Here is a 24542-nt window from a genome sequence, read left to right on the forward strand (position 1 = left end):
TCGGCTTGTTTTTTGCCCGCCAAGACCTTCAGTGGATAGGGTGTTATGTCCGGAAAAGCGCAACAGCAGTCTCGTATCAAAGAGTTGATCACCCTGGGTCGTGAGCAGAAGTATCTGACTTACGCAGAGGTCAACGATCACCTGCCTGAGGATATTTCAGATCCTGAGCAGGTGGAAGACATCATCCGCATGATTAACGACATGGGGATCCCCGTACACGAGAGTGCTCCGGATGCGGACGCCCTTATGTTGGCCGACGCCGATACCGATGAGGCAGCCGCTGAAGAAGCCGCTGCCGCACTGGCCGCGGTGGAGACCGACATCGGTCGCACGACTGACCCTGTGCGCATGTATATGCGTGAAATGGGTACCGTCGAGTTGCTGACGCGCGAAGGCGAGATCGAAATCGCCAAGCGTATCGAAGAGGGCATCCGTGAAGTGATGGGCGCAATCGCGCACTTCCCTGGCACGGTTGACCACATTCTCTCCGAGTACACTCGCGTCACCACCGAAGGTGGCCGCCTGTCCGACGTCCTGAGCGGTTATATCGACCCGGACGACGGCATTGCGCCACCTGCTGCCGAAGTACCGCCGCCGGTCGACCCGAAAGCCGCGAAAGCGGACGACGACGCCGAAGACGACGACGCCGAAGCCAGCAGTGACGACGAAGATGAAGTCGAAAGCGGCCCAGACCCGATCATCGCTGCCCAGCGTTTCGGGGCGGTTTCCGATCAAATGGAAATCACCCGCAAGGCCCTGAAAAAGCACGGTCGCGCCAACAAGCAGGCAATCGCCGAGCTGCTGGCCCTGGCTGAGCTGTTCATGCCGATCAAGCTGGTACCGAAGCAATTCGAAGGCCTGGTTGAGCGCGTTCGTAGCGCCCTTGAGCGTCTGCGTGCACAAGAGCGTGCGATCATGCAGCTCTGTGTCCGTGATGCGCGCATGCCGCGTACTGACTTCCTGCGCCAGTTCCCGGGCAACGAAGTTGACGAAAGCTGGACCGAGGCCCTGGCCAAAGGCAAGGCGAAGTACGCCGAAGCCATCGGTCGCCTGCAGCCGGACATCATCCGTTGCCAGCAGAAGCTGAGCGCACTCGAGACCGAAACCGGTCTGACGATTGCCGAGATCAAGGACATCAACCGTCGCATGTCGATCGGTGAGGCCAAGGCCCGCCGCGCGAAGAAAGAGATGGTTGAAGCGAACTTGCGTCTGGTGATCTCCATCGCCAAGAAGTACACCAACCGTGGCCTGCAGTTCCTCGACCTGATCCAGGAAGGCAACATCGGCTTGATGAAGGCTGTGGACAAGTTCGAATACCGTCGCGGCTACAAGTTCTCGACTTATGCCACCTGGTGGATCCGTCAAGCGATCACTCGCTCGATCGCCGACCAGGCCCGCACCATCCGTATTCCGGTGCACATGATCGAGACCATCAACAAGCTCAACCGTATTTCCCGGCAGATGTTGCAGGAAATGGGCCGTGAACCGACCCCGGAAGAGCTGGGCGAACGCATGGAAATGCCTGAGGATAAAATCCGCAAGGTATTGAAGATCGCTAAAGAGCCGATCTCCATGGAAACCCCGATCGGCGACGACGAAGACTCCCACCTGGGTGACTTCATCGAAGACTCGACCATGCAGTCGCCAATCGATGTCGCCACCGTTGAGAGCCTCAAGGAAGCGACACGCGATGTACTCTCCGGCCTCACCGCCCGTGAAGCCAAGGTACTGCGCATGCGTTTTGGCATCGACATGAATACCGACCACACCCTTGAGGAAGTCGGTAAACAGTTTGACGTGACCCGCGAGCGGATCCGTCAGATCGAAGCCAAGGCATTGCGCAAGTTGCGCCACCCGACGCGAAGCGAGCATCTCCGCTCCTTCCTCGACGAGTGATCCCAAAACCCCCGGCCCTGGCCGGGGGTTTTGCTTTCTACGAACGACTTTGTACAGATTCACTGACACGCAGCACTCCCCCTCCCGAAATGCCCGTCTACACTCGAAACATTCCCCGTGCCATAACGAGACCGTTATGCCCAGACTGCCGACCGTGATACTGCTGTCGCTGCTGACCTGGACCGCAACGGCTGGCGCGTTGACTCTCACTGATGATGAGCGTGGCTGGTTGGCGGACCATCAGGAGCTACGCCTTGGAGTAGACGCCTCCTGGCCCCCCTTCGAGTTCCTTGATGAAAATGGACGTTATCAAGGTTTGTCGGCCGATCACGTACGCCTGATCCAGGACCGCCTGGGCGTCAGGGTCAAGATACTCGAGGCGCCGAGCTGGAGCGCCGTCCTGGAGATGGCCCGCAACAACCAGCTCGATCTTATCCCCGGCATCATGTCGACCCCGGAACGTCAGAACTACCTGGCCTTCACGCGGCCCTATATCGACTTCCCGATGGTCATTCTTGCCCACGAAGGCGGAGCGCGCCCACGCAATCTCAAGGACCTTTATGGATTGAAGATCGCCGTGGTAGAAAACTACGCCCCCCACGAGCTGTTGCGCACCCATCACCCTGACCTCAACCTGGTAGCCCTGCCCAATGCCAGCTCCACGTTGCAGGCCCTGGCCACCGGTGAAGTGGACGCGGTGGTCAGCGACCTGGCGTCCAGCGTCTGGAGCCTGCGAGAACTCAAGCTCGACGGCCTATACGTCAGTGGCGAAACGCCCTACCGCTATCAATTGGCGATGGGCGTACCCCACGACGACAAGATGCTGGTGGGCATCCTGGACAAAGTCCTTGCCGACCTCAGCCCGGACGAAACCAACGCGATTCATCAGCACTGGGTGGGCAACTTCACCGATAACCGTACTTTCTGGAACGACTTGCTGATATACGGCCTGCCCGCCGTACTATTGTTGAGTACCGTTTTGGCCGTCGTGATTCGGATCAACCGCCGGCTCAGCTCGGAAATTTCCCGGCGCGTCGACCTTGAACAGGAACTGCGCAGCAGCGAATACCATTATCGCGGGCTGGTGGAGAGCTTGTCGGCCATCGCCTGGGAAGCCAGCATCACCGACTTCACCTACAGCTACGTGTCACCCCACGCCGAGGATCTGCTCGGTTACCCGCGCGACCACTGGCTGATCCCTGGCTTCTGGCGCAACATTATCCACCCCGCCGACCTGCTCCGTGCCGAAGCCTATTGCTACCGTGAAACCCGCGCCAAGCGCGATCACAGCATTGATTACCGAGTGATCACCGCCGACGGCCGCTGCTTATGGGTGCGCGATATTGTCAGCCTGATCGAACACGGGCATGAGCCCGTGCTACGCGGCTTGATGATTGATATCAGCGAGGCCAAGCGCACCGAAGAGGCGCTGCAACTGTCCGAACAGAAATTTGCCTCGGTATTCCAGCAATGCCCGGACATTCTGGTGATCGCGCGGCTTTCCGATGGCTGCCTGCTGGAAGTGAACAAGGCGTTCGAGGACCAGATCGGCCTGCTCGCCGAACAGGTCATCGGCAGAACCGCTACCGAGCTGAATATCTGGGGCATCGACGGCATCGGCCCCGAACTGCTGCAACGGCTGCAGACCACCAGCATTCGCAATCTGGAAATGCCCTTTCGGCGCAACAACGGCCAAGCCTTTACCGGGCTCATTTCGGCTGAGCCGTTCCAGCTCGATACCGTCGAGGCCATCGTGATGGTGGTACGCGATATCACTCAACTCAAGGAAACCCAGCAACAGCTGCAAACCTCCGAAGAGAAATTCGCCAAAGCCTTTCATGCCTCTCCCGACGGCTTGCTGCTGAGCCGCCAACGCGATGGCCTGCTGATTGAGGTGAACGACGGTTTCAGTCGTATCACTGGCTATCCCAGTACCACCTCAATAGACCAGTCGACCCTGGAACTGGGCATCTGGGCCGACCTCAACGAACGCAAGCACATGCTGGAACTGATGCACCGCGACGGATTTGTACGCGACTTCATCTGCCATATCCGTCGCGCCGACGGCATGATACGGCTGTGCGAGGTGTCCAGCCGCCCACTGCCCATTGGCGACGACGACTGCATGCTCACCATCGCCCGGGATATCACCGAGCGCCAGCTGATGCAGGAAAAACTGCAGCAGGCCGCCACCGTCTTCGAGAGTACCGCCGAGGGCGTATTGATCACCGACATCCGGCAGAACATCAGCGCCGTCAACCGCGCCTTCAGTGAAATCACCGGCTACAGCGAAGCCGAAGCCCTTGGCCACACCCCCCGCCTGCTTGCCTCTGGCCTGCATGACAGCGCGTTCTATGCGGCGATGTGGCACCAGTTGACGGCCCACGGCCATTGGCAGGGCGAAATCTCCAACCGTCGCAAGAACGGCGAGCTGTACCCTTGCTGGCTGACCATCAGCGCCGTGCGCAACCGTGACCAATTGATCACCCATTTCGTTGCGGTGTTTGCCGACATCTCCAGCCTCAAGCTCGCCCAGGCGCGCCTCGATTATCAGGCGCACCACGACCCGCTGACCGGCCTGCCCAACCGCACCCTATTTGAAAGCCGGCTGCAGGCCGCTCTCAACGGCCATCAGGAAACCGGTAAACAGGGCGCGGTGCTGTTCCTCGACCTGGACCGTTTCAAACACATCAATGACAGCCTCGGCCACCCGATCGGCGACCTGTTGCTCAAAGACATTGCCGTACGCCTCAAGGACCAACTGCGAGACATCGACACCGTTGCTCGCCTGGGCGGCGATGAATTCATCATCCTGCTGCCCGGCCTGCAACATGCCAGTGATGCCGAACAGTTGGCCAATAAACTACTGGACTGCTTCACCCCGCCGTTCCAGGCCGGCGAGCACGAGTTCTTTATCAGCGCCAGCATCGGCACCAGCCTGTACCCCCAAGACGGCACCGACGTCGCCACCCTGGTCAAGAACGCCGACGCCGCCATGTACCGTTCCAAGGCCAAGGGCCGTAACCGGGTCGAGTGCTATACCCGCGACCTCACTGCCCAGGCCAATGAGCGCGTCGCCTTGGAACATGAGCTGCGCCGCGCCATCGAGCGCAATGAGTTCAGCCTCTACTACCAACCCAAACTCAGCCTGGAAACCCAGGAACTGATCGGCGCCGAAGCCTTGATCCGCTGGCACCACCCGACCTTTGGGGACGTGCAGCCCGAACACTTCATCCCCCTGGCCGAAGAGAACGGCATGATCCTGCAGATTGGTGACTGGGTACTGGAACAGGCCTGCCGGCAACTGCACGCATGGCAAGGTACCTTCGAGGATTTCGGCCCCCTGTCGGTCAACCTTGCCGGCGCCCAGTTGCGCCATCCCAACCTGCTGTCGCGTATCGAACAACTGCTGCGCGACTACCACCTTGAACCCGGCTGCCTGCAACTGGAGATCACCGAAAACTTCATCATGAGCCAGGCCGAAGAAGCGCTGGAAGTGCTGCACCAACTCAAGCGCCTGGGCGTACAACTGGCGATCGATGATTTCGGCACCGGCTATTCGTCCCTCAGCTACCTCAAGCGCCTGCCACTGGACTTCCTGAAAATCGACCAATCCTTCGTCCGCGGCCTGCCCGACGACCCCCACGACGCCGCCATCGTGCGCGCCATCATCGCCCTGGGCCACAGCATGCAATTCACCATCATCGCCGAAGGCGTGGAAAACCCCGCGCAGCAAGCTTTCCTCGCGGCCGAGGGCTGCCAACAGATGCAAGGCTACATCGTCAGCCTGCCACTGCCGCCCGAACTTTTTGCGGCGACCTTCCTTCATATGAGCGTTAAGGATTTTTCGGATAGCACAGTGGAGAAACCATCGTTATAATCCGCGACCTATTCAGGGCCTATAGCTCAGTTGGTCAGAGCAGAGGACTCATAATCCTTTGGTCCACGGTTCAAGTCCGTGTGGGCCCACCAACTCCAAAGCCGCGCATTGCGCGGCTTTTGTGTGTCTGGCAGGGCGGTACCCGAGGGCGAACCAGAAGCGCCCACAAAACGTCCCCTTTCCTGGACGCTTGATCACTTCGCAAACAACTGCCCAATATCCTTGAACGCCTTGAACTCCAGTGCATTCCCGCACGGGTCAAACAAGAACAGCGTCGCCTGCTCCCCCACCTGTCCCTTGAAGCGAATATGCGGTTCCAGCACAAACTGGGTGTGCCGCGCCTGCAACCGGTCCGCCAGGGCATGCCAGTCGTCCCACCCCAGGACTACGCCAAAGTGCGGCACGGGTACATCGTGGCCGTCGACCGCGTTGGTGTGAGCGGCTTCCTGGGAGGCGGTTTTCGGGTGTTCGTGGATCACCAGTTGGTGGCCGAAGAAGTTGAAGTCGACCCAGTGTTCGCTTGAGCGCCCCTCCTCCAATCCGAAGATGTCAGCGTAGAAGTGCCTTGCAGCGGCTAGGTCGAATACCGGAATTGCCAGGTGAAAAGGAGCGAGTGTCATCAGGTCAAACCTCTGAGGGCATTTGGATTCGTCGAGTTTAGCCTTGCTCGATGCGATGAAAAGACGATAGTTTTTACATCGAGCTCAAATTATTTCGATGAATCGAGACGTTCATGCTGCGTGAGTTGAAGACCTTTATCGCGGTAACCCGCCATGGCACGTTTGCGGCGGCGGGCATGCATGTCGGGCTGACGCAGTCGGCAGTGAGTGCGCAGATTCGGCAGTTGGAGCAAGCGCTGGGGGTGCAACTGTTCGACCGTACCGGGCGCCAGGCCACGCTGAATGCGGCCGGCTTGCGTGCGCTGCCCTTGGCCCGGGAGATCCTCGAGACCTTCAACCGCATGGCGGTGCCGGTGGATGCCAATGAATACCGGGGTGAGTTGAAAGTCGGCGCCATCACCACCGCTCAAACCGGCCTGCTGCCCCAGGCACTGGTGCGTTTGCGCCAGGCCGCGCCGACCGTCGAGTGCAAGTTGGTGCCTGGGGTGTCCCTGGAGCTGTTGAGCCAGGTGGATGCTGGCGAGCTGGATTCGGCGATCATCATCCGCCCGCCCTTTGACCTGCCCAAGGAGCTGCATGTACAGCAGTTACGCAAGGAGCCGTTTGCGCTGGTGGTGCCGCGCACCCTGGCGGGCGACGATCCTTTGCATTTGCTCAGCACCCAACCCCATGTGCGCTACGACCGCGCGTCGTTTGGCGGTCGTTTGGTGAGCCGGTTTCTGCGCGAGCAAAAGCTCGAGGTGCAGGTGGCGCTGGAGTTGGACGAACTGGAAGCCATCGTCAAAATGGTTGAGTGCGGCCTCGGCGTGTCGCTGATTCCTCAAGCAGGCCTATGGCTGGAGCGCCCGTGCCAGGTCAGGATAATCCCGCTGGGCAACCTGACTTTTTACCGTGAAATCATCCTGCTAAGCCGTTACAGCCAACGTCATCTGCCGGTGCCGCAGCTGTTTGCCCGCTGCCTGCTTGCCGACGCAAGCCTGTAACATGCCCTCCCATTGCCGTCCGTACCGGAGCTTCCCTTGCCCGTCCTAGATGAAATCGATCGCCAGTTGATCGCCGCGCTGCAAATCAATGCCCGCGAAAGCGTGGCCATGCTTGCCCGGCAATTGGGCATCGCGCGCACCACGGTGACCTCGCGCCTGGCGCGCCTGGAGAAAACCCAGGTCATCACCGGTTATGGCGTGCGCCTCGGCCAACGCGTCGCCGACGGCGGTTTGCAGGCCTATGTAGGGATCACCGTACAGCCGCGGTCGGGCAAGGAAGTGCTGCGCAGGCTGAGCGCGATGGCGCAGGTGCAGCAGTTATGCGCGGTGAGCGGTGAGTTCGATTACGTCGCCTGGCTGCGCACCGACTCACCGGAGCAACTGGACCAATTGCTGGACCAGATCGGCAGTGTCGATGGCGTGGAGAAAACCACCACCTCAATCATCCTCAGTAACAAACTGGATCGCGGCCAACCAATATGACCGCCGATCTCGTCACTATGACTAAAAACAACTCAATACGACGACACTTTGCGTCTTATTAACGAGCGCAACGCTCCCTAAACTGGCTGCCATCTTTTCCTATACTCAACCGGGTTACCCCGCCGAGTCGTCAGTAAGGTCAGCCATGAGCATTCCTTCCAGCACCATCAGCAAAACCAATCGCCACCCTGCCGACGGCAAGAAGCCCATCACCATTTTTGGTCCGGACTTCCCGTTCGCTTTTGATGACTGGATTGAACATCCCGCCGGCCTGGGCAGTATCCCGGCCGAGCACCATGGCGCCGAAGTGGCGATCGTCGGCGCCGGTATCGCCGGGCTGGTAGCCGCCTACGAGCTGATGAAGCTGGGCCTTAAACCGGTGGTGTACGAAGCCTCGAAGATGGGCGGCCGCCTGCGCTCCCAGGCCTTCGAAGGTGCCGAGGGCATCATTGCCGAGCTGGGCGGCATGCGCTTCCCTGTATCGTCCACCGCGTTTTATCACTATGTGGACAAGCTGGGCCTGGAAACCAAACCGTTCCCCAACCCGCTGACTCCGGCCTCCGGCAGCACAGTGATCGACTTGGAAGGCCAGACCCATTACGCACAAAAACTGTCCGACTTACCTGCATTGTTCCAGGAAGTGGCTGACGCCTGGGCCGACGCCCTGGAGGCCGGTTCGCAGTTCGGCGATATCCAGCAAGCCATCCGCGACCGCGATGTGCCACGCCTCAAAGCCCTGTGGAATAAGCTGGTGCCCCTGTGGGACGACCGCACCTTCTACGATTTCGTCGCCACCTCCAAGGCCTTCGCCAAACTGTCGTTCCATCACCGCGAAGTATTTGGCCAGGTGGGTTTCGGTACCGGCGGCTGGGACTCGGACTTCCCCAACTCGATGCTGGAAATCTTCCGCGTGGTGATGACCAACTGCGACGACCACCAGCACCTGGTGGTCGGCGGCGTGGCCCAGGTGCCCATGGGTATCTGGCGCCATGTGCCGGAGCGCTGCGCGCACTGGCCGGCCGGCACCAGCCTCAGCTCGCTGCACAGCGGCGCGCCACGGGCCGGCGTCAAGCGCATCGCCCACGCGGCGCATGGCCGTTTCGCGGTCACCGATAACTACGGCGATACCCGCGAATACGCCGCCGTGCTGACCACCTGCCAGAGCTGGCTGCTGACCACCCAGATCGAGTGCGACGAAACCCTGTTTTCGCAAAAGATGTGGATGGCCCTGGACCGCACGCGCTACATGCAGTCGTCGAAAACCTTCGTGATGGTCGACCGCCCCTTCTGGAAAGACAAAGACCCGGAAACCGGCCGCGACCTGATGAGCATGACCCTCACCGATCGCCTGACCCGTGGCACCTATCTGTTCGACAACGGCGACGACAAGCCGGGAGTGATCTGCCTGTCGTATTCCTGGATGAGCGACGCGCTGAAAATGCTCCCGCAGCCCATCGATAAGCGGGTGAAACTGGCCCTGGACGCCCTGAACAAGATCTACCCGAAAGTCGATATCAAGGCGCGCATCATCGGCGACCCGATCACTGTGTCCTGGGAGGCCGACCCTCATTTCCTCGGCGCCTTCAAAGGCGCGTTGCCCGGCCACTATCGCTACAATCAGCGGATGTACGCACACTTCATGCAAAAGGACATGCCGGCCGAGCAACGCGGGATTTTCATCGCCGGCGACGACGTTTCCTGGACCCCGGCCTGGGTCGAAGGCGCCGTACAGACCTCGCTGAACGCGGTGTGGGGCATCATGACCCACTTCGGTGGCAGCACCCACGCCGAGAACCCTGGGCCAGGCGACGTGTTCGACGAGATCGGGCCAATCGCCCTGGCCGATTAAGGAGCTGCCCCATGCGTATCGCCCTGTACCAATGCCCGCCGCTGCCCCTGGACGTGGCCGGCAACCTCAAACGCCTGCACCAGCTGGCGCACGAAGCGTCCGGCGCCGATATGCTGGTGTTGCCGGAGATGTTCCTCACTGGCTACAACATCGGTGCCGAGGCCGTCGGTGCCTTGGCCGAAGCCCAGGACGGTCCATCCGCCCAGGCGATTGCGCAACTGGCGCAGAGTGCCGGGTTGGCCATTGTGTACGGCTATCCGGAGCGGGCGAAGGACGGGCAGATCTACAACGCCGTGCAATTGATCGACGCCCACGGCCAACGCTTGTGCAACTACCGCAAGACCCATCTGTTCGGCGATCTGGATCACGCGATGTTCAGCGCCGGCGACGATGACTTCCCGCTGGTGGAGCTCAATGGCTGGACGCTCGGATTGCTGATCTGCTACGACCTGGAGTTCCCGGAAAACACCCGGCGCCTGGCACTGGGCGGTGCCGAGGTGATCCTGGTACCCACCGCCAATATGGTGCCCTTCGACTTTGTCGCCGACGTCACCGTGCGGGCGCGGGCCTTTGAAAACCAGTGCTACGTGGCCTATGCAAATTATTGCGGGCAGGAAGGCGAGATCCGGTACTGCGGGCAAAGCAGCATTGCCGCGCCGAATGGTCTGCGAATCGCCCAGGCGGGCCTGGATGAAGCGCTGATCGTCGGCACGCTGGATCGCCAATCGATCCTCGACGCACGCGCCGCCAATCACTACCTGCAAGACCGTCGCCCCGAGCTGTACGGCACGCTGCACAAGCCCTGACCCTGCGGGTTGGCCAGCGGTTTGTTAGCATGTCCACTTCCTACGTTGTGGAAGTGCCCATGTCTGCGCCGGTCTACCCTCACCCCCTGCATCTGACCCTGGCCAACGGCCTGCGGGTTTCCCTGCGCCATGCGCCGCGCTTGAAGCGTTGCGCGGCAGCGTTAAGGGTGGCTGCCGGCAGCCATGACGTGCCGCTGGCCTGGCCGGGGCTGGCGCATTTTCTCGAGCATTTGTTGTTTCTGGGTACCGAGCGCTTTCCCACAAGTGAGGGGCTGATGGCCTACGTGCAACGCCACGGCGGTCAGGTGAATGCCAGCACCCGCGAGCGCACCACGGATTTCTTCTTTGAATTGCCCGTACCAACCTTCGCCGCCGGGCTGGAACGCCTGGCGGACATGCTGGCCCACCCACGCCTGGCGCTGGAAGATCAACTGCGTGAGCGCGAAGTGCTGCACGCGGAATATGTCGCCTGGTCTCAGGATGCCAAGGCTCAGCAGCAGGTGGCGTTGCTGCAAGGCTTGGCGGCGGACCATCCGCTGCGCGGCTTTCATGCGGGCAACCGCGACACCCTGCCAGTGGAACGTGAGGCCTTTCAGCACGCCTTGCAGGCATTCCACGCACACTTCTATCAGAGTGGGCAAATGACCTTGAGCCTGGCCGGGCCGCAGTCACCGGCGGAGCTCGAAGCGCTGGCGCAGCGGTTCAGTGCCGAACTGCTCAGCGGCCCCTTGCATCCACAAGCGCCCGCCCCTGCCTTGATGCAAGGCCAAGCCCGAAGTTACCAACACACCACCAACAGCCACCTGCACCAGGTCATCACCGCTGACGCCCCCCGTGAAGCACTGGAGTTTCTGTGCACCTGGCTCAACGCCCCGGCACCGGGCGGGCTGCTGGCGGAACTGAAAACCCGGCAACTGGCCATCGCTTTGCAGGCCACCGTGCCATACCACTACGCCGGCCAAGCGCTGCTGGATATCGACGTGACACTCGCCCCACAGACCGCATCGACGCCACAGATCGGCACACTGCTGCATGACTGGCTGAGTTTTTTCGCACACAGCGACTGGACCTCACTGCGCGAAGAGTTCGCCTTGCTGAACGCTCGCCAACAACAGACCCAGGGGGCCCTGGCATTGGCCAGAAATGACAGCGAAGCGCTTTGCGACCGTGGCGTCGCGGCGCTCAAGGCCATGCTGGGTTCGCTGGACCTGCCAGCCTCTGTGCACCCTTGGCGGCTACCGCCGGGCAACCCGTTCCTGCGCCCGCCCGTCAAGGAAGAGCGCGCCGGCTTGATTCGTGGGCAGACCAGCGCTCACCGGGGCCTACGCACCTTTGCCCAGGACCGCTCACGGGGACGCCGCGAGGTGTCGGCACTGATATTCACCCCGGCGTTGACGGACGACGGCGACGAAGGCGCGCTGTACCTGCTCTGGCGGTTTGATGCGCCCGCGCCGACCGGGCTGGAGAACAGCTTGCAACCCTTGCGCGAAAATGCCCGCCAGGCGGGGGTCGAGTTGGCGTTCGAAACCAGCGGCAATGACTGGCTGGTCAAGATGGTCGGGCTGCATGAGCCGCTGCCGGCCGTTCTGGAAGTATTGGCCCGGAGCCTGAGCCAGGCGCAAGAGGACTGCCCCGCTCCGACGCCAATGATCGCGATCCGAGCGCTGCTGAAGGCACTCCCGGCATGCTGCGCGGGGGCGCATCCCGAGGCGGCTGAGCAGCCTGCCTCGTGGGCCACCGCGCGCTGGCAAGGGCTGGCCATAGGTTTTCCCGCCGCCAGTGAAGCACTGATAAAGACCGCCGCCGCACGCCTGCCCGGACATGCCGCGCCCCTTGAGTACCGTGGCCAGGCCCTGAGCGGTCAACGCCTGTGGCATGCAGTAGAAACCGACACCACCGAAGCCGCCTTGCTGCTGTTCTGCCCGACACCCGGCCAGGCCCTGGCCGACGAAGCCGCGTGGCGACTGCTCGGGCATCTGCTCCAAGCGCCGTTCTACCAGCGCCTGCGTGTCGAGTTGCAACTGGGCTACGCCGTGTTCAGCGGTGTCCGACAGATCAATGGGCAAACCGGCCTGCTGTTTGGCGTGCAGTCCCCCTGCGTGTCCGTGGCGGGGCTTGTCGATCACCTGCAAACCTTCCTCGCGCAATTACCGACGTTGATCAGCCACCATGATGGCCTTGGCAACCAGGCCCTTGCGCAGCAGTTTTCCACCGAGACACTGCCGCTCGCCCAAGCCGCCGAGCTGTTGTGGCATGCCCACTTGGCCGGCCATCCGTCGGGTTACCTGTCGCACCTGCAAGCCTGCATCGAAAACCTCACCCGCGAGGACCTGCTGCGCGCCGCGCAACAATTGAACGACGCCGAGGGCGGCTGGCACTGCGTGGCCAACGGCCCGCGTATTTCGGACGCCTGGACGCCCGCAGGCTGATCATTGCCAGGCATGCAACAGGCTTTTTCCACCAAGACAGCGCTAACTTGAGAATAATTGAGTAACATTCATACGCATACATCTGAACATCTCCGACTGGAGGTGGACTATATGTATTACTTGGTAGTAAACGTCCCATCCCTTCGTAGGAGTAAGAATATGACCTGGTCCAAACCTGCTTACACTGATCTGCGCATCGGTTTCGAAGTCACCATGTACTTCGCCAGCCGTTAATCCGCTGGGTACTACAACGCCTCGGCTTGCCCGGGGCGTTTTTGTTTTGAGAAGGGAGCGACCATGTTTGTCCAGATTCTAGGTTCCGCCGCCGGCGGTGGTTTCCCGCAGTGGAACTGCAACTGCGTGAACTGCGCAGGTTTTCGCAATGGCAGCGTGCGGGCGCTGGCGCGTACCCAGTCGTCCATCGCACTCTCCGACGATGGCGTGAATTGGGTACTGTGCAATGCCTCACCGGACATTCGCGCGCAGTTGCAGGGCTTTGCACCGATGCAGCCCGGCCGCGCCCTGCGTGATACCGGCATCAGCGCGATCATCCTGATGGACAGCCAGATCGACCACACCACCGGGCTCCTCAGCCTGCGCGAAGGTTGCCCGCATCCGGTATGGTGCACCGACATGGTCTTTGAAGACTTGAGCACCGGCTTCCCGCTGTTCACCATGCTCACCCACTGGAACGGCGGCCTGGCCTGGAACCGTATCGAGCTCGACACCCGTTTCACCATCCCCGCCTGCCCGAACCTGCGCTTCACCCCGCTGCCGCTGCGCAGCGCCGCGCCGCCCTATTCGCCGCACCGCTTCGACCCGCACCCAGGCGACAACATCGGCCTGATCGTCGAAGACCTGCGCACCGGCGGCAAACTGTTCTACGCCCCAGGCCTGGGCAAGGTCGACGCGCCGTTGCTGGAGATCATGGCCGGCAGCGATTGCCTCCTGGTGGATGGCACGATGTGGGACGACGATGAAATGCAGCGCCGTGGCGTTGGCACCCGTACCGGCCGCGAGATGGGCCACCTGGCGCAGAATGGCCCAGGCGGCATGCTCGAAGTGCTGGAGCAACTGCCAGAGCAGCGCAAGGTGCTTATCCACATCAACAACACCAACCCGATCCTGGATGAAGACTCCCCTGAGCGGGCCGAACTGGCGCGGCGCAATGTCGAAGTGGCTTACGACGGCATGAGCATCGAACTGTAGGAGCGGGCTTGCCCGCGAAAAACCCCAGGACACCGCGCCCCTTCAGAATGCCCACGTCATCGTTAACGACCTTCGCGAGCAAGCTCGCTCCTACAGGAGACCTCTTATGACTGATAGACCGATGAACACCGAAGAATTTGAAAAAGCCCTGCGGGCCAAGGGCGCCTTCTACCATATCCATCACCCGTACCACGTGGCCATGTACGAAGGGCGCGCCAGCCGCGAGCAGATCCAGGGCTGGGTCGCCAACCGCTTCTACTATCAGGTGAACATTCCGTTGAAGGACGCCGCGATCCTGGCCAACTGCCCGGACCGCGAGATCCGTCGCGAGTGGATCCAGCGCCTGCTCGACCACGACGGGGCGCCCGGCGAAGACGGCGGCATCGAAGCCTGGCTGCGCCTGGGCCAGGCCGTCGGCCTCGACCCCGACCAGCTGCGTTCACAAGAGCTGGTGTTGCCCGGCGTGCGTTTTGCGGTGGACGCCTACGTTAACTTCGCCCGCCGTGCCAGTTGGCAGGAGGCGGCCAGCAGTTCGCTGACCGAACTGTTTGCGCCGCAGATCCACCAGTCGCGCCTGGACAGTTGGCCGCAGCATTACCCCTGGATCGACCCCACCGGCTACGAATACTTCCGCACCCGCCTGGGCCAGGCCCGTCGCGATGTAGAGCACGGTCTGGCGATTACCCTGCAGCACTACACCACCCGCGAAGGCCAGGAGCGCATGCTGGAAATTCTCCAGTTCAAACTGGACATCCTGTGGAGCATGCTGGACGCCATGAGCATGGCCTATGAACTCAAACGCCCGCCCTATCACAGCGTGACCGAGCAGCGGGTCTGGCATAAAGGGATCCTCCTATGAGCTTTGATCGCAGCAGAATTCCGGCCTGGCGCCAGGGTTATCGCTACCAGTACGAACCGGCGCAAAAAGGCCATGTGTTGCTCTACCCCGAAGGCATGATCAAGCTCAACTACAGCGCCGCGCTGATTGGCGGCTTGATCGACGGCGAGCGCGACGTGGCCGCGATCATCGCTGTGCTGGGTGAACAATTCCCCGCTGTGCCTGAGCTCGTTGACCACATCGAGCAATTCATGGAGGTCGCCCGTGCTGAGCACTGGATCACCCTTGCCTGAAAAACCGGCGATTGGCCTGCCACTGTGGCTGCTGGCCGAGCTGACCTACCGCTGCCCGTTGCAATGTCCGTACTGCTCCAACCCGCTGGACTTCGCCGAGCAGGGCAAGGAGCTGAGTACCGAGCAGTGGATCAAGGTCTTTCGCGAAGCCCGTGAGATGGGGGCCGCACAGTTGGGCTTCTCCGGCGGTGAACCGCTGGTGCGCCAGGACCTCGCCGAGCTGATCGCCGAGGCGCGTAAACTGGGGTTCTACACCAACCTGATTACCTCCGGCATCGGCCTTACCGAGCAGAAGATCAGCGACTTCAAGAAAGCCGGCCTGGACCATATCCAGATCAGTTTCCAGGCCAGCGACGAGCAGGTGAACAACCTGCTGGCCGGCTCGAAAAAAGCCTTCGCGCAAAAGCTGGAAATGGCTCGCGCGGTCAAGGCCCACGGCTATCCGATGGTGCTGAACTTCGTCACCCACCGGCACAATATCGACAAGATCGACCGCATCATTGAGCTGTGCATTGCGCTGGAAGCCGACTTCGTCGAACTTGCTACGTGCCAGTTCTATGGCTGGGCGCAGCTTAACCGTGTGGGGCTGTTGCCAACCAAGGATCAGTTGGTGCGCGCCGAACGCATCACCAACGAATACCGCGCCAAGCTGGAAGCCGAGGGCCACCCGTGCAAGCTGATCTTCGTCACGCCGGATTACTATGAGGAGCGCCCGAAAGCCTGCATGAATGGCTGGGGCAGTGTCTTTTTGACCGTGACACCGGACGGCACCGCCCTGCCCTGCCACGGCGCCCGACAGATGCCGGTGCAGTTTCCCAATGTGCGCGATCACAGCATGCAGCACATCTGGTACGACTCGTTTGGCTTCAATCGCTTTCGTGGATACGACTGGATGCCCGAGCCCTGCCGTTCATGCGATGAAAAGGAAAAGGACTTCGGCGGCTGCCGATGCCAGGCCTTCATGCTGACGGGGGATGCCAGCAATGCCGACCCGGTGTGCAGCAAGTCCGAGCAGCACGGGATCATCCTGCAAGCGCGGGAAGAGGCCGAACACGCCACCCAGACCATCGAGCAACTGGCCTTTCGCAATGAGCGCAACTCACGGCTCATCGCAAAAGGCTAAAGGCCTCAGCGCTTGGCGATGATGTAGACCGCGTGGATGATGCCGGGGAAGTAACCACACAAGGTCAGCAGGATATTGAGCCAGAACGCACCGGCGAAACCAACTTGCAGGAACACACCCAGTGGCGGCAGTAGAATGGCGATGATGATACGAATGATGTCCATGGGTCAGCTCCAAAAAATCGGCTCGTGTGAGCCGTGTAGCTAATCGACCTTGGGGGTTCGTGAGGGTTCAGTGGGATCCGGCATCGCGCCACCCTTCAATCAGCAGGCAAAAAAACGCCCCCAGCCAAAAAAATCAGGCTGGGGGCGCCGCGTATACCGCGAGACGGTTCAGGAATAAGGGGTTACACGGCGATGCCCTTGCGGCATTGCAATTGCGCGGTGCGCACCCGCGAGAAAGCGCGCGCCAGGCGCAGGAGCATTTCGTCGATGTTGCTTTTGCTCACCGTCAACGCTGGGGTGAAACGCAGGCAATCGGGTTGTGGGGTATTGAGGATCAGGCCTTCCTGTAAGGCGGCTTTTACCACCGCATCTGCAGAATCATCTGACAATGTCAGGCCCCACATCAGGCCTTGGCCGCGCAATGCCCCATGTTCGTAACGGTGGGCCAGACGAGCCAGCCCTTCACCAAGGTGCAGGCCGCACTCGCGTACGTGTTCCAGAAAACCGTGCTCCAGCACCGTGTCGAGCACGGCCAGCCCGGCCGAGGCCATCAGCGCGTTGCCATGGTAGGTGCCTTCCAGCTCACCCACCTCGAAACAACACGCCTTGCCCCGTGCCAGCAGCGCCGCCAATGGCACACCGCCGCCCAGGCCCTTGCCCAGTGCGATGATGTCGGCGCGCACGCCGTATTGCTGTTCGGCGAGCAACGTGCCGCAACGCCCGATACCGGTTTGCACTTCATCGAGGATCAGCAGGATCCCCAGTTCCCGGCACAGCCGCTCGACGCCCTTGAGGTAGTGTTCGGTCGCGGGGATAACGCCGGCGCCCTGGATCGGTTCAAGCATGATGGCGACGGTTTGTGCATCGACGGCGGCGTGCAGGGCCGACAGGTCGTTGAAGGGCACATGGCTGAAACCGGGCAGTTGCGGCTCAAAACGGTTTTCCAGGCTGCTTGCCGAAGCCGCCAGGGCCGCGAAACTGCGGCCATGGCAACCGTTGCTGGCACTGATGATGCGATAGGCACCGCCGCGATGCAGTTGGCCCCATTTACGCGCCAGCTTGATCGCCGCTTCGCAGGCCTCGGCGCCGCTGTTGAGCAGGTAGGCCTGGTCGCTGCCGGTGCGATGGCATAGCCGGTCGACCAGATTGAGCTGCGCGCGGTTATGCAAGCCCATGCCGGGGTTGATCAGTGCCTGGGTCTGGTCGGCCAGGGCGCGGACCAATACCTGTGGGCTATGACCGAGGCAGTTGGCCGCGCTGCCCTGGCTGAAGTCCAGGTAGGCATGGTCTTCGCTGTCCCACAGCCAGGACCCCTGGCCGCGCACAAAGACCTGAGGTGGCCGCGCGATGGTAGGCATCAGGGCGTCACTGGACAACGCGTCGCGCGGCGCCTCCATGACCAGGTCCTCCAGGCTCGGCGCGGGCCGACGCATGTTGAACAGGTTCACACCTCACCCCCGATAGCAACCGGAGCCGGGTCGTAGCACCTCGCAATCATTGCCTCGAGGTTTTTTGCATTGCCTATGTAAACACTATCAACATAAACGCTGTTCATTGCCCGTTTTGGCCCTGTAAGCCCTGCGAATAGGCGCTAGACTAGGCGTTCCGGGGGCCAACGGCCATTTCGATTTTTCAGCTTTTTCGATAAGTAAAACTTATGGATTTTAAGCAACTGCGTTATTTCGTCGCGGTGTATGAGGAAGGCCATGTGGGCCGTGCCGCTGAACGACTGTCGATCTCCCAGCCGGCCCTGTCACAACAGATCCGTCAACTGGAGCAGAACCTGGATGTCAGCCTGTTCGAACGCAGCAGCAAGCGCCTGCTGCCCACGCTGGCAGCCCACACCCTGTACAACCACGCACTGCCGTTGATTGACGGCATGCAACAAGCCGTGGAGGCCCTGCGCAACTTCAAGGGCCAGGCATTGCGCACCCTGGCTATCGGTGTGCTGCAAACCGTGCACACCAGCCTGGTGCCGCAGATGCTCGAGCGCGTGCGCAAGGCCCAGCCGCACCTGGTGGTGCAGATCTATGAATTGACCGGGCTGGAGATTGAACGGCGCCTGCTTAATGGCTCGCTGGACATCGGCATCAGTTACCTGCCACCCCGTCAGCCGGGATTGCACGGCGTACTGCTGTATGAAGATGAATTGAAGGTGGTTATCCCCGAAGACCACCCGCTGCGCGAGTTCAAGAAGGTCTCGTTGAAACAGGCGGCCGAGTTACCGATGCTGCTGCTGGGCGAGGAGTTTCAGATCAGGCAGATCTGGCAGGGCCAGCTTTCCAACCTGGGGCGACGCCCGCAAGTGCAGGCCGAGTTGAATACCATGGTGGGGATTCTCGACAGCCTGCCCAATACCCAGTTGGCGACGGTGTTGCCGGGGCGCTCCCAGGATGAACACAACAGCCAGCTGCTGTTATGGAAGCCTCTGAGTGAACCGCGAGTGCCGCTGAAGGTTGGTCTGGTGTGCCGCGATGTACAGCGCCAACAGGCCACGCTGGCGTTGTTGCGTAATCTGTTGGAAGACGTGATGAATGCCCCGCAGGCACCACAGCCCTGAGCTTCGCGCCCTGACTTTTTCGCGGGCAAAAGAAAACCCCGCCGAAGCGGGGCTTTGCAGACTGTTTCCCTGACATCCATTTCACTCCGCCATCCTGGCAGAATCCTACGTGTCCGTGTTGTTGCTTTGCGCTTCCTGCGCGACGTCCATGTGAAGTAGATTATCGGTGGATCCAATTCGGCGATAGAGGACGATTAGCAGCACGCCATGTAAGAGATTGCTTACATGCCCTCCAAACCCTTAGAACTGGGCTTCATTCAGCAAAAATAGTGATTCGCTACCAGCTTTTACCGAGGCACTCAGCGAGTGAATGCGTGGCAACAGACGCGCAAAGTAGAAGCGCGCGGTGCCCAGCTTGCTGGCGTAGAAGTCTTCCTCGGCCTCCTTGCCCCACGCGGCCTTGGCCATACGTGCCCACATGTAGGCATAGGCCATGTAGCCAAACGCATGCAGATATTCCACCGACGCCGCGCCGATCTCATTCGCGTTGGTCTTGGCGCGATCGAGTACCCAGGCCGTCAGCTCATCCAGATTATCCACCGCCGCGCTCAGCGGTTCGCTGAACTCGGCCAACTCGGGACCCGCGCCAGCGACGAACTGGCGAATCTCGTCGGCGAACAAGGTGTAGAACGCGCCACCGCTGCCGACGATCTTGCGCCCCATCAAGTCCAGGGCCTGAATGCCGTTGGTACCTTCGTAGATCTGCGTGATGCGCACATCACGCACCAGTTGCTCCTGACCCCACTCACGGATGTAGCCGTGGCCGCCGAACACCTGCTGGCCGAGCACCGTGGTTTCCAGGCCCAGGTCGGTGAGGAATGCCTTGGCTACCGGCGTCAACAACGCCACCAGGTTATCCGCACGCTCGCGGGCTGCGGGATCTTCGCTGAATTTGGCAATATCCAACTGCGTGGCCACGTAGGTGGAGAACGCACGGCCACCTTCGTTCGACGCCTTCATGGTCAGCAGCATGCGACGCACGTCCGGGTGGACGATGATCGGGTCGGCCGCTTTGTCTTTGGCCTGGGCGCCGGTCGGCGCACGGCTCTGCAGGCGGTCGCGGGCATATTCGATCGCGTTCTGGTAGGAGCGCTCGCCGGATGCCAGCCCCTGGATGCCCACCCCCAGACGCTCATAGTTCATCATGGTGAACATCGCCGCCAAACCACGGTTAGGCTCGCCCACCAGGTAACCCACGGCTGCGTCGAAGTTCATCACGCAGGTGGCGGAGGCCTGGATCCCCATCTTGTGTTCGATAGAGCCACAGCTCACCGGGTTGCGCGCGCCCAGGCTGCCGTCGGCATTGACCATGAACTTCGGCACCAGGAACAGCGAGATGCCCTTGGGCCCGGCCGGCGCATCCGGCAGCTTGGCCAGCACCAGGTGGATAATGTTTTCGGTGAGATCGTGCTCGCCACCGGTGATGAAGATTTTGGTGCCACTGACCGTGTAGGAACCATCCGCCTGCGGTTCGGCCTTGGTACGGATCATCCCCAGGTCGGTACCGGCATGCGCTTCGGTCAGGCACATGGAGCCGGCCCACTCGCCGGAGTACATCTTCGGCAGGTAGGTGGCCTTGAGTTCATCGCTGGCATGGGTCGCGATCGACACGCAAGCGCCGGAGGTCAGCATCGGGTAAAGGCCGAACGCCAGGCTCGACGAGTTGATCATCTCTTCCACCTGCGCCGACACCGCCTTGGGCATGCCCATGCCGCCAAACACCGGATCACCGCCGACGCCCACCCAGCCACCTTCGGCGTAGGTTTTGTAGGCGTGTGGAAAACCGTCCGGGGTAAATACAGCGGTGTTGTCCCAGCGGCAGCCTTGCTCATCGCCGCCGCGGCTGAGCGGGGCGATGGACTTGGCGGTGACTTTGCCGGCTTCCTCGAGTATCGCCTCGACGGTTTCAGCGTCGACGGTGTCTGCCAACGCCGGCAATCGGGCCCAAGTGTCGGCGACCTCAAACACTTCGTTGAGGACGAAGCGCATATCACGCAGCGGCGCTTTGTAATCAGCCATGGCAAACCTCGTGAGAACGTGAAAAGTGATTCGATAGGATCGGTTTTACAGGCTCCGAGTGTACCCGAACAACTTTTCAGACACATAGGGTCCACTTGTGACTGATTGGTATTTTTAGGTCACTGCAGTGCAAATGCCTCCGCCGACAGACTCATCAGGCACTCGCTGCCCGCTTCCACCGCCGCGCGATGGGATGCGGTACGCGGCAGCAGGCGCTTGAAGTAGAACTCACAGGTGGCCAGTTTGGCCTTGGCAAACTCGACATCGTCCTGGCCCTGCGCGGCAATCGCCATGCGCAACCAAAGGTAGGCAAGGATGATGTAGCCGCTGTACATCAAGTAATCCACGGCGGCGGCGCCCACCTCATCAGGGTTCTTCATCGCAGCCATACCGACCTGGGTGGTCAGTTCGCCCCACTCCTGATTCAGTTGATCGAGCTGCGCTACGTATGCCTTGAGCTGCGGATGCTCGGCATTCGCCGCACAGAACTTGTGCACGATTTTGGTGAAGCCGCGCAGCAACTTGCCCTGGCTACCCAGCACCTTGCGCCCCAGCAGGTCCAGGGCCTGGATGCCGTTGGTACCTTCGTAGATCGGCGCGATTCGGGCATCGCGCGCCAATTGCTCCATGCCCCATTCGCGGATATAGCCATGGCCGCCGAAAACCTGCATGCCGTGGTTGGTCACTTCCAGCCCGGTGTCGGTCATAAAGGCTTTGCAGATGGGCGTAAGGAACGCCAGCAGGTCTTCGGCGTCCTGGCGCTGGCTGGCGTCACGGCTCAGGTGCGCGGTGTCGAGCAATTGCGCGGTGAAATAGGTCAGCGCGCGGTTGCCCTCGTTGAAGGCCTTCATGGTCAGCAGCATGCGGCGCACATCGGCGTGCACGATGATCGGGTCGGCCGGCTTGTCCGGGGCCTTGGCGCCCGTCAGCGAGCGCATTTGCAGGCGCTCGCGGGCGTATTTGATCGCGCCCTGGAAGCTCGCTTCGCCGTTGCACAGGCCTTGCATGCCCGTGCCCAGGCGCGCGTGGTTCATCATGGTGAACATGCAGTTGAGGCCTTTGTTGGCTTCGCCAATCAAGAAGCCCCTGGCACCGTCGAAGTTCAGCACGCAGGTGGCCGAAGCCTTGATGCCCATCTTGTGTTCGATGGAGCCGCAATGCACGGCGTTGCGTTCGCCCGAGTCCGCGTGGAACTTGGGCACGATAAACAGCGAGATGCCCTTGGTGCCCGCCGGCGCATCCGGCAGCTTGGCCAGCACCAGGTGGATGATATTGGCGCTCATGTCGTGTTCGCCGGCCGAGATGAAGATCTTGCTGCCGGTCAATGCGTAACTGCCGTCCGCCTGGGGCACGGCGCGGGTCTTGATCAGGCCCAGGTCGGTGCCGCAATGGGCTTCGGTGAGGCACATGGTGCCGGTCCATTCGCCGGCCGTCAGTTTGCTCAGGTAGGTGTCTTTTTGCTCTGCGGTGCCGTGGGCATGGATCGCCGACATAGCGCCATGAGTCAGGCCGGGGTACATGCCCCAGGAGGTATTGCTGGAGCCGATCATCTCGCTGAGCACCAGGCCCAGGGACTGGGGCAAGCCCTGGCCGCCGTAGGCCGGGTCTGCCGCCACACCGTGCCAGCCGCCTTCCACGTATTGGGCGAAGGCTTCCTTGAAACCCTTGGGTGTCGTCACGACGCCACTGTCGAAATGGCAGCCTTCTTCATCGCCGCTGCGATTGAGCGGCGAGAGCACGTTCTCGCAGAATTTCGCGCCTTCTTCGAGGATCGCGCCGACCATGTCCGGGCTGGCATCCGTCGCCCCCAGCGCGGCGTAGTGGCCGTGGAAGTCAAACACGTTGTCGATCAGAAAGCGCATGTCGCGCAGGGGAGCTTTGTACTCAGGCATGGTGGTATCTCCGACGGCAGATCGTTTCAACCTACTGCCGGCCACCCACCAGAACAATCACTGTAGGGCTGCTGAATACAGCACCATCACTCAACCGGCAGCGCCCTCCATGCGCACCGCGCCACGGCGGGTCTGCCCCGCTGCCACCACGCAGTTACGCCCCGCGCCCTTGGCCGCGTACAGCGCCTGGTCGGCGGATTTGAGCACTTCTTCAGGGCTGCGCTGCTCGATCTGGCGCTCGGCCACGCCGATGCTGACGGTCACCGACACACTCGACGCGCCGCTGCCCGCGCGGCGTTGCCGGCCCTGACTATCGTCTTGAGGGCGGTCCGAGTCGCGCAACTTGATCGCGTAATTGGCGACGATCTCGCGGATGTCCTCCAGGTGCGGCATGCACTCATCCAGGGTCTTGCCGGCAAACACCACGGCGAACTCTTCACCGCCGTATCGGTAGGCCCGCCCGCCGCCATTGACCTTGGACAGTTTGCTCGCCACCAGGCGCAGCACCTGGTCGCCCACATCGTGGCCATGGGTGTCGTTGAAGCGCTTGAAGTGATCGACGTCGGTCATCGCCAACACATAGTTACGCCCCAGCCGCTGCATGCGTTCATTGAGGGCTCGGCGCCCTGGCAAGCCGGTCAGCTCGTCGCGGAAGGCCATCTGATACGCCTCATGGGCCACGCCGGCGGCGATCATCAGCATCACCTGGCTGCACATGATATTCAGGGTAAACGGCAGGATGAAGGTCTTCGGCAGCATCCAGAACAGTCCCAGCAACCCCACCAGTTGCGCCGCATGCAATGGCCGCGGCTGGTACCAGTACTGCGCCACGAGGGTCAGGAAACCGATCAGGAACATCGGGTAGGACAGCTGAATCAGGCTCATCCAGGTGCCATGCAGAGCCGGCCAGCGAATCTCCGCCAGCCAGTTCAGCAACGCCTGGGGATAACTCTGCTCCAGCGCCAACGCCACGCAGCCCAGGGCCAACAGCACCGCGCAACGGGCGACGAGGTCGCGGAACAGGTGGGTTTTCTCCTGCCACAGCGCGTAGATACTGAACAGCAGCGGCAACAGCAGGCAACACAGGTGAAACACCACGGCGGCGTCTTCGCGCACGCGGCCATTGTCGCGGTAGAAGTCGGTCTGGGTGTCCAGCAGGAAGTAGACGACATACACCGTGATCATCAGGAACAGTTCGCGCTGGCGCCGGTACACCGCGCAATACGAACCACCGAGCAACAGCACCAAGGTCGGCAATACATTGAACAGCGAGGTGAAGAAGACGTTGAGATCCTTGACGTACGCAGCCGAAAGCCCGGCCAGCAACAGCAGCACCGAAGGGAGGAAATGACTCAAACGTACAGCGGACGCGCGCGACAAGGGTAAAACTCCGACCCACAAAGGATGATGGCACCGTGCCTCTATTCAACCAGTTAAGCACAATCCGCCTGGCATGCATCATATTGCCATCACTGTAACGGCAGCCGAAGGCAATCCC

19 protein-coding genes and 1 tRNA gene are annotated in these 24542 nt (G+C 61.4%); 14 read left to right on the top strand and 6 right to left on the bottom strand.

Features of this window, described 5'->3' with window-relative positions:
* The first annotated feature begins 45 nt into the window (after positions 1-45).
* From rpoD to AB4O05_RS02000, 3 genes are all read left to right on the top strand, one after another.
* On the top strand, positions 46-1896 hold the full coding sequence (gene rpoD / locus AB4O05_RS01990; protein WP_460133529.1) for an RNA polymerase sigma factor RpoD: 1851 nt from the start codon (positions 46-48) through the stop codon (positions 1894-1896).
* 136 nt (positions 1897-2032) lie between these two features.
* Complete coding sequence (locus tag AB4O05_RS01995) at positions 2033-5776, top strand: EAL domain-containing protein (protein ID WP_460133528.1); 3744 nt, start codon at positions 2033-2035, stop codon at positions 5774-5776.
* A 15-nt stretch (positions 5777-5791) separates the two neighbouring features.
* Positions 5792-5868: transfer RNA gene (locus AB4O05_RS02000), tRNA-Ile, on the top strand.
* A gap of 102 nt (positions 5869-5970) precedes the next feature.
* Here the strand turns inward: AB4O05_RS02000 and AB4O05_RS02005 are convergent.
* Entirely contained in the window at positions 5971-6396 is a 426-nt protein-coding gene (locus tag AB4O05_RS02005; protein WP_460133526.1) for a VOC family protein, read from the bottom strand.
* Between the two features lie 113 nt (positions 6397-6509).
* Here AB4O05_RS02005 and AB4O05_RS02010 point away from each other — a divergent pair, with 113 nt between their 5' ends.
* The 10 genes from AB4O05_RS02010 to pqqE all read left to right on the top strand — a co-directional run bounded on the left by AB4O05_RS02010 (position 6510) and on the right by pqqE (position 16409).
* The gene (locus AB4O05_RS02010; protein ID WP_460133525.1) at positions 6510-7379 is read left to right on the top strand and encodes a LysR family transcriptional regulator; all 870 of its coding nucleotides are present in this window, start codon (positions 6510-6512) and stop codon (positions 7377-7379) included.
* Positions 7380-7415: 36 nt separating this feature from the next.
* Entirely contained in the window at positions 7416-7862 is a 447-nt protein-coding gene (locus tag AB4O05_RS02015) for an Lrp/AsnC family transcriptional regulator (protein ID WP_032883895.1), read from the top strand.
* A gap of 166 nt (positions 7863-8028) precedes the next feature.
* On the top strand, positions 8029-9711 hold the full coding sequence (locus AB4O05_RS02020) for a flavin monoamine oxidase family protein (RefSeq protein WP_460137710.1): 1683 nt from the start codon (positions 8029-8031) through the stop codon (positions 9709-9711).
* 11 nt (positions 9712-9722) lie between these two features.
* A complete protein-coding gene (locus tag AB4O05_RS02025; RefSeq protein ID WP_460133524.1) occupies positions 9723-10517 on the top strand; it encodes a carbon-nitrogen hydrolase family protein in 795 nt (264 codons plus the stop codon).
* Positions 10518-10576: 59 nt separating this feature from the next.
* Positions 10577-12946, top strand: a complete 2370-nt coding sequence (gene pqqF / locus AB4O05_RS02030; protein WP_460137708.1) for a pyrroloquinoline quinone biosynthesis protein PqqF — start codon at positions 10577-10579, stop codon at positions 12944-12946.
* Positions 12947-13105: 159 nt separating this feature from the next.
* Positions 13106-13180, top strand: coding sequence for a pyrroloquinoline quinone precursor peptide PqqA (gene pqqA, locus AB4O05_RS02035; RefSeq protein ID WP_003194766.1), 75 nt, complete (start codon positions 13106-13108; stop codon positions 13178-13180).
* Between the two features lie 63 nt (positions 13181-13243).
* On the top strand, positions 13244-14155 hold the full coding sequence (gene pqqB, locus AB4O05_RS02040) for a pyrroloquinoline quinone biosynthesis protein PqqB (protein WP_460133523.1): 912 nt from the start codon (positions 13244-13246) through the stop codon (positions 14153-14155).
* A gap of 106 nt (positions 14156-14261) precedes the next feature.
* Complete coding sequence (pqqC, locus tag AB4O05_RS02045) at positions 14262-15014, top strand: pyrroloquinoline-quinone synthase PqqC (RefSeq protein WP_460133521.1); 753 nt, start codon at positions 14262-14264, stop codon at positions 15012-15014.
* Positions 15011-15286: a pyrroloquinoline quinone biosynthesis peptide chaperone PqqD gene (gene pqqD / locus AB4O05_RS02050; protein ID WP_460133519.1), complete on the top strand. Its 276-nt coding sequence runs from the start codon at positions 15011-15013 to the stop codon at positions 15284-15286. Before pqqC ends, pqqD begins: the two co-directional genes overlap by 4 nt.
* Positions 15279-16409, top strand: coding sequence for a pyrroloquinoline quinone biosynthesis protein PqqE (gene pqqE / locus AB4O05_RS02055; RefSeq protein ID WP_460137707.1), 1131 nt, complete (start codon positions 15279-15281; stop codon positions 16407-16409). The genes pqqD and pqqE overlap by 8 nt, the downstream gene beginning before the upstream one ends.
* 5 nt (positions 16410-16414) lie before the next feature.
* On the opposite strand, the gene AB4O05_RS02060 is transcribed toward pqqE, so the two are convergent.
* Together AB4O05_RS02060 and AB4O05_RS02065 are read right to left on the bottom strand one after the other, a co-directional pair.
* Positions 16415-16573: a YqaE/Pmp3 family membrane protein gene (locus AB4O05_RS02060; RefSeq protein WP_010207008.1), complete on the bottom strand. Its 159-nt coding sequence runs from the start codon at positions 16571-16573 to the stop codon at positions 16415-16417.
* 182 nt (positions 16574-16755) lie between these two features.
* Positions 16756-18021 (bottom strand): aspartate aminotransferase family protein, encoded by a 1266-nt coding sequence (locus tag AB4O05_RS02065; RefSeq protein ID WP_460133517.1) that lies wholly within the window; start codon positions 18019-18021, stop codon positions 16756-16758.
* Positions 18022-18230: 209 nt separating this feature from the next.
* On the opposite strand from AB4O05_RS02065, the gene AB4O05_RS02070 reads away from it, so the two are divergent.
* Positions 18231-19133 (top strand): LysR family transcriptional regulator, encoded by a 903-nt coding sequence (locus AB4O05_RS02070; RefSeq protein ID WP_460133516.1) that lies wholly within the window; start codon positions 18231-18233, stop codon positions 19131-19133.
* A 240-nt stretch (positions 19134-19373) separates the two neighbouring features.
* Here AB4O05_RS02070 and AB4O05_RS02075 read toward each other — a convergent pair whose 3' ends face one another.
* From AB4O05_RS02075 to AB4O05_RS02085, 3 genes are all read right to left on the bottom strand, one after another.
* Positions 19374-21152, bottom strand: coding sequence for an acyl-CoA dehydrogenase C-terminal domain-containing protein (locus tag AB4O05_RS02075; RefSeq protein ID WP_460133515.1), 1779 nt, complete (start codon positions 21150-21152; stop codon positions 19374-19376).
* A gap of 119 nt (positions 21153-21271) precedes the next feature.
* Positions 21272-23044 carry an acyl-CoA dehydrogenase C-terminal domain-containing protein gene (locus AB4O05_RS02080; RefSeq protein WP_460133513.1) on the bottom strand — a complete coding sequence of 591 codons (1773 nt, stop codon included), beginning with the start codon at positions 23042-23044 and terminating at the stop codon, positions 21272-21274.
* A 90-nt stretch (positions 23045-23134) separates the two neighbouring features.
* Complete coding sequence (locus tag AB4O05_RS02085) at positions 23135-24424, bottom strand: GGDEF domain-containing protein (RefSeq protein WP_460133511.1); 1290 nt, start codon at positions 24422-24424, stop codon at positions 23135-23137.
* Positions 24425-24542: the final 118 nt, after the last annotated feature.

The sequence above is a fragment of the Pseudomonas sp. S1_G07 genome (assembly GCF_054668565.1).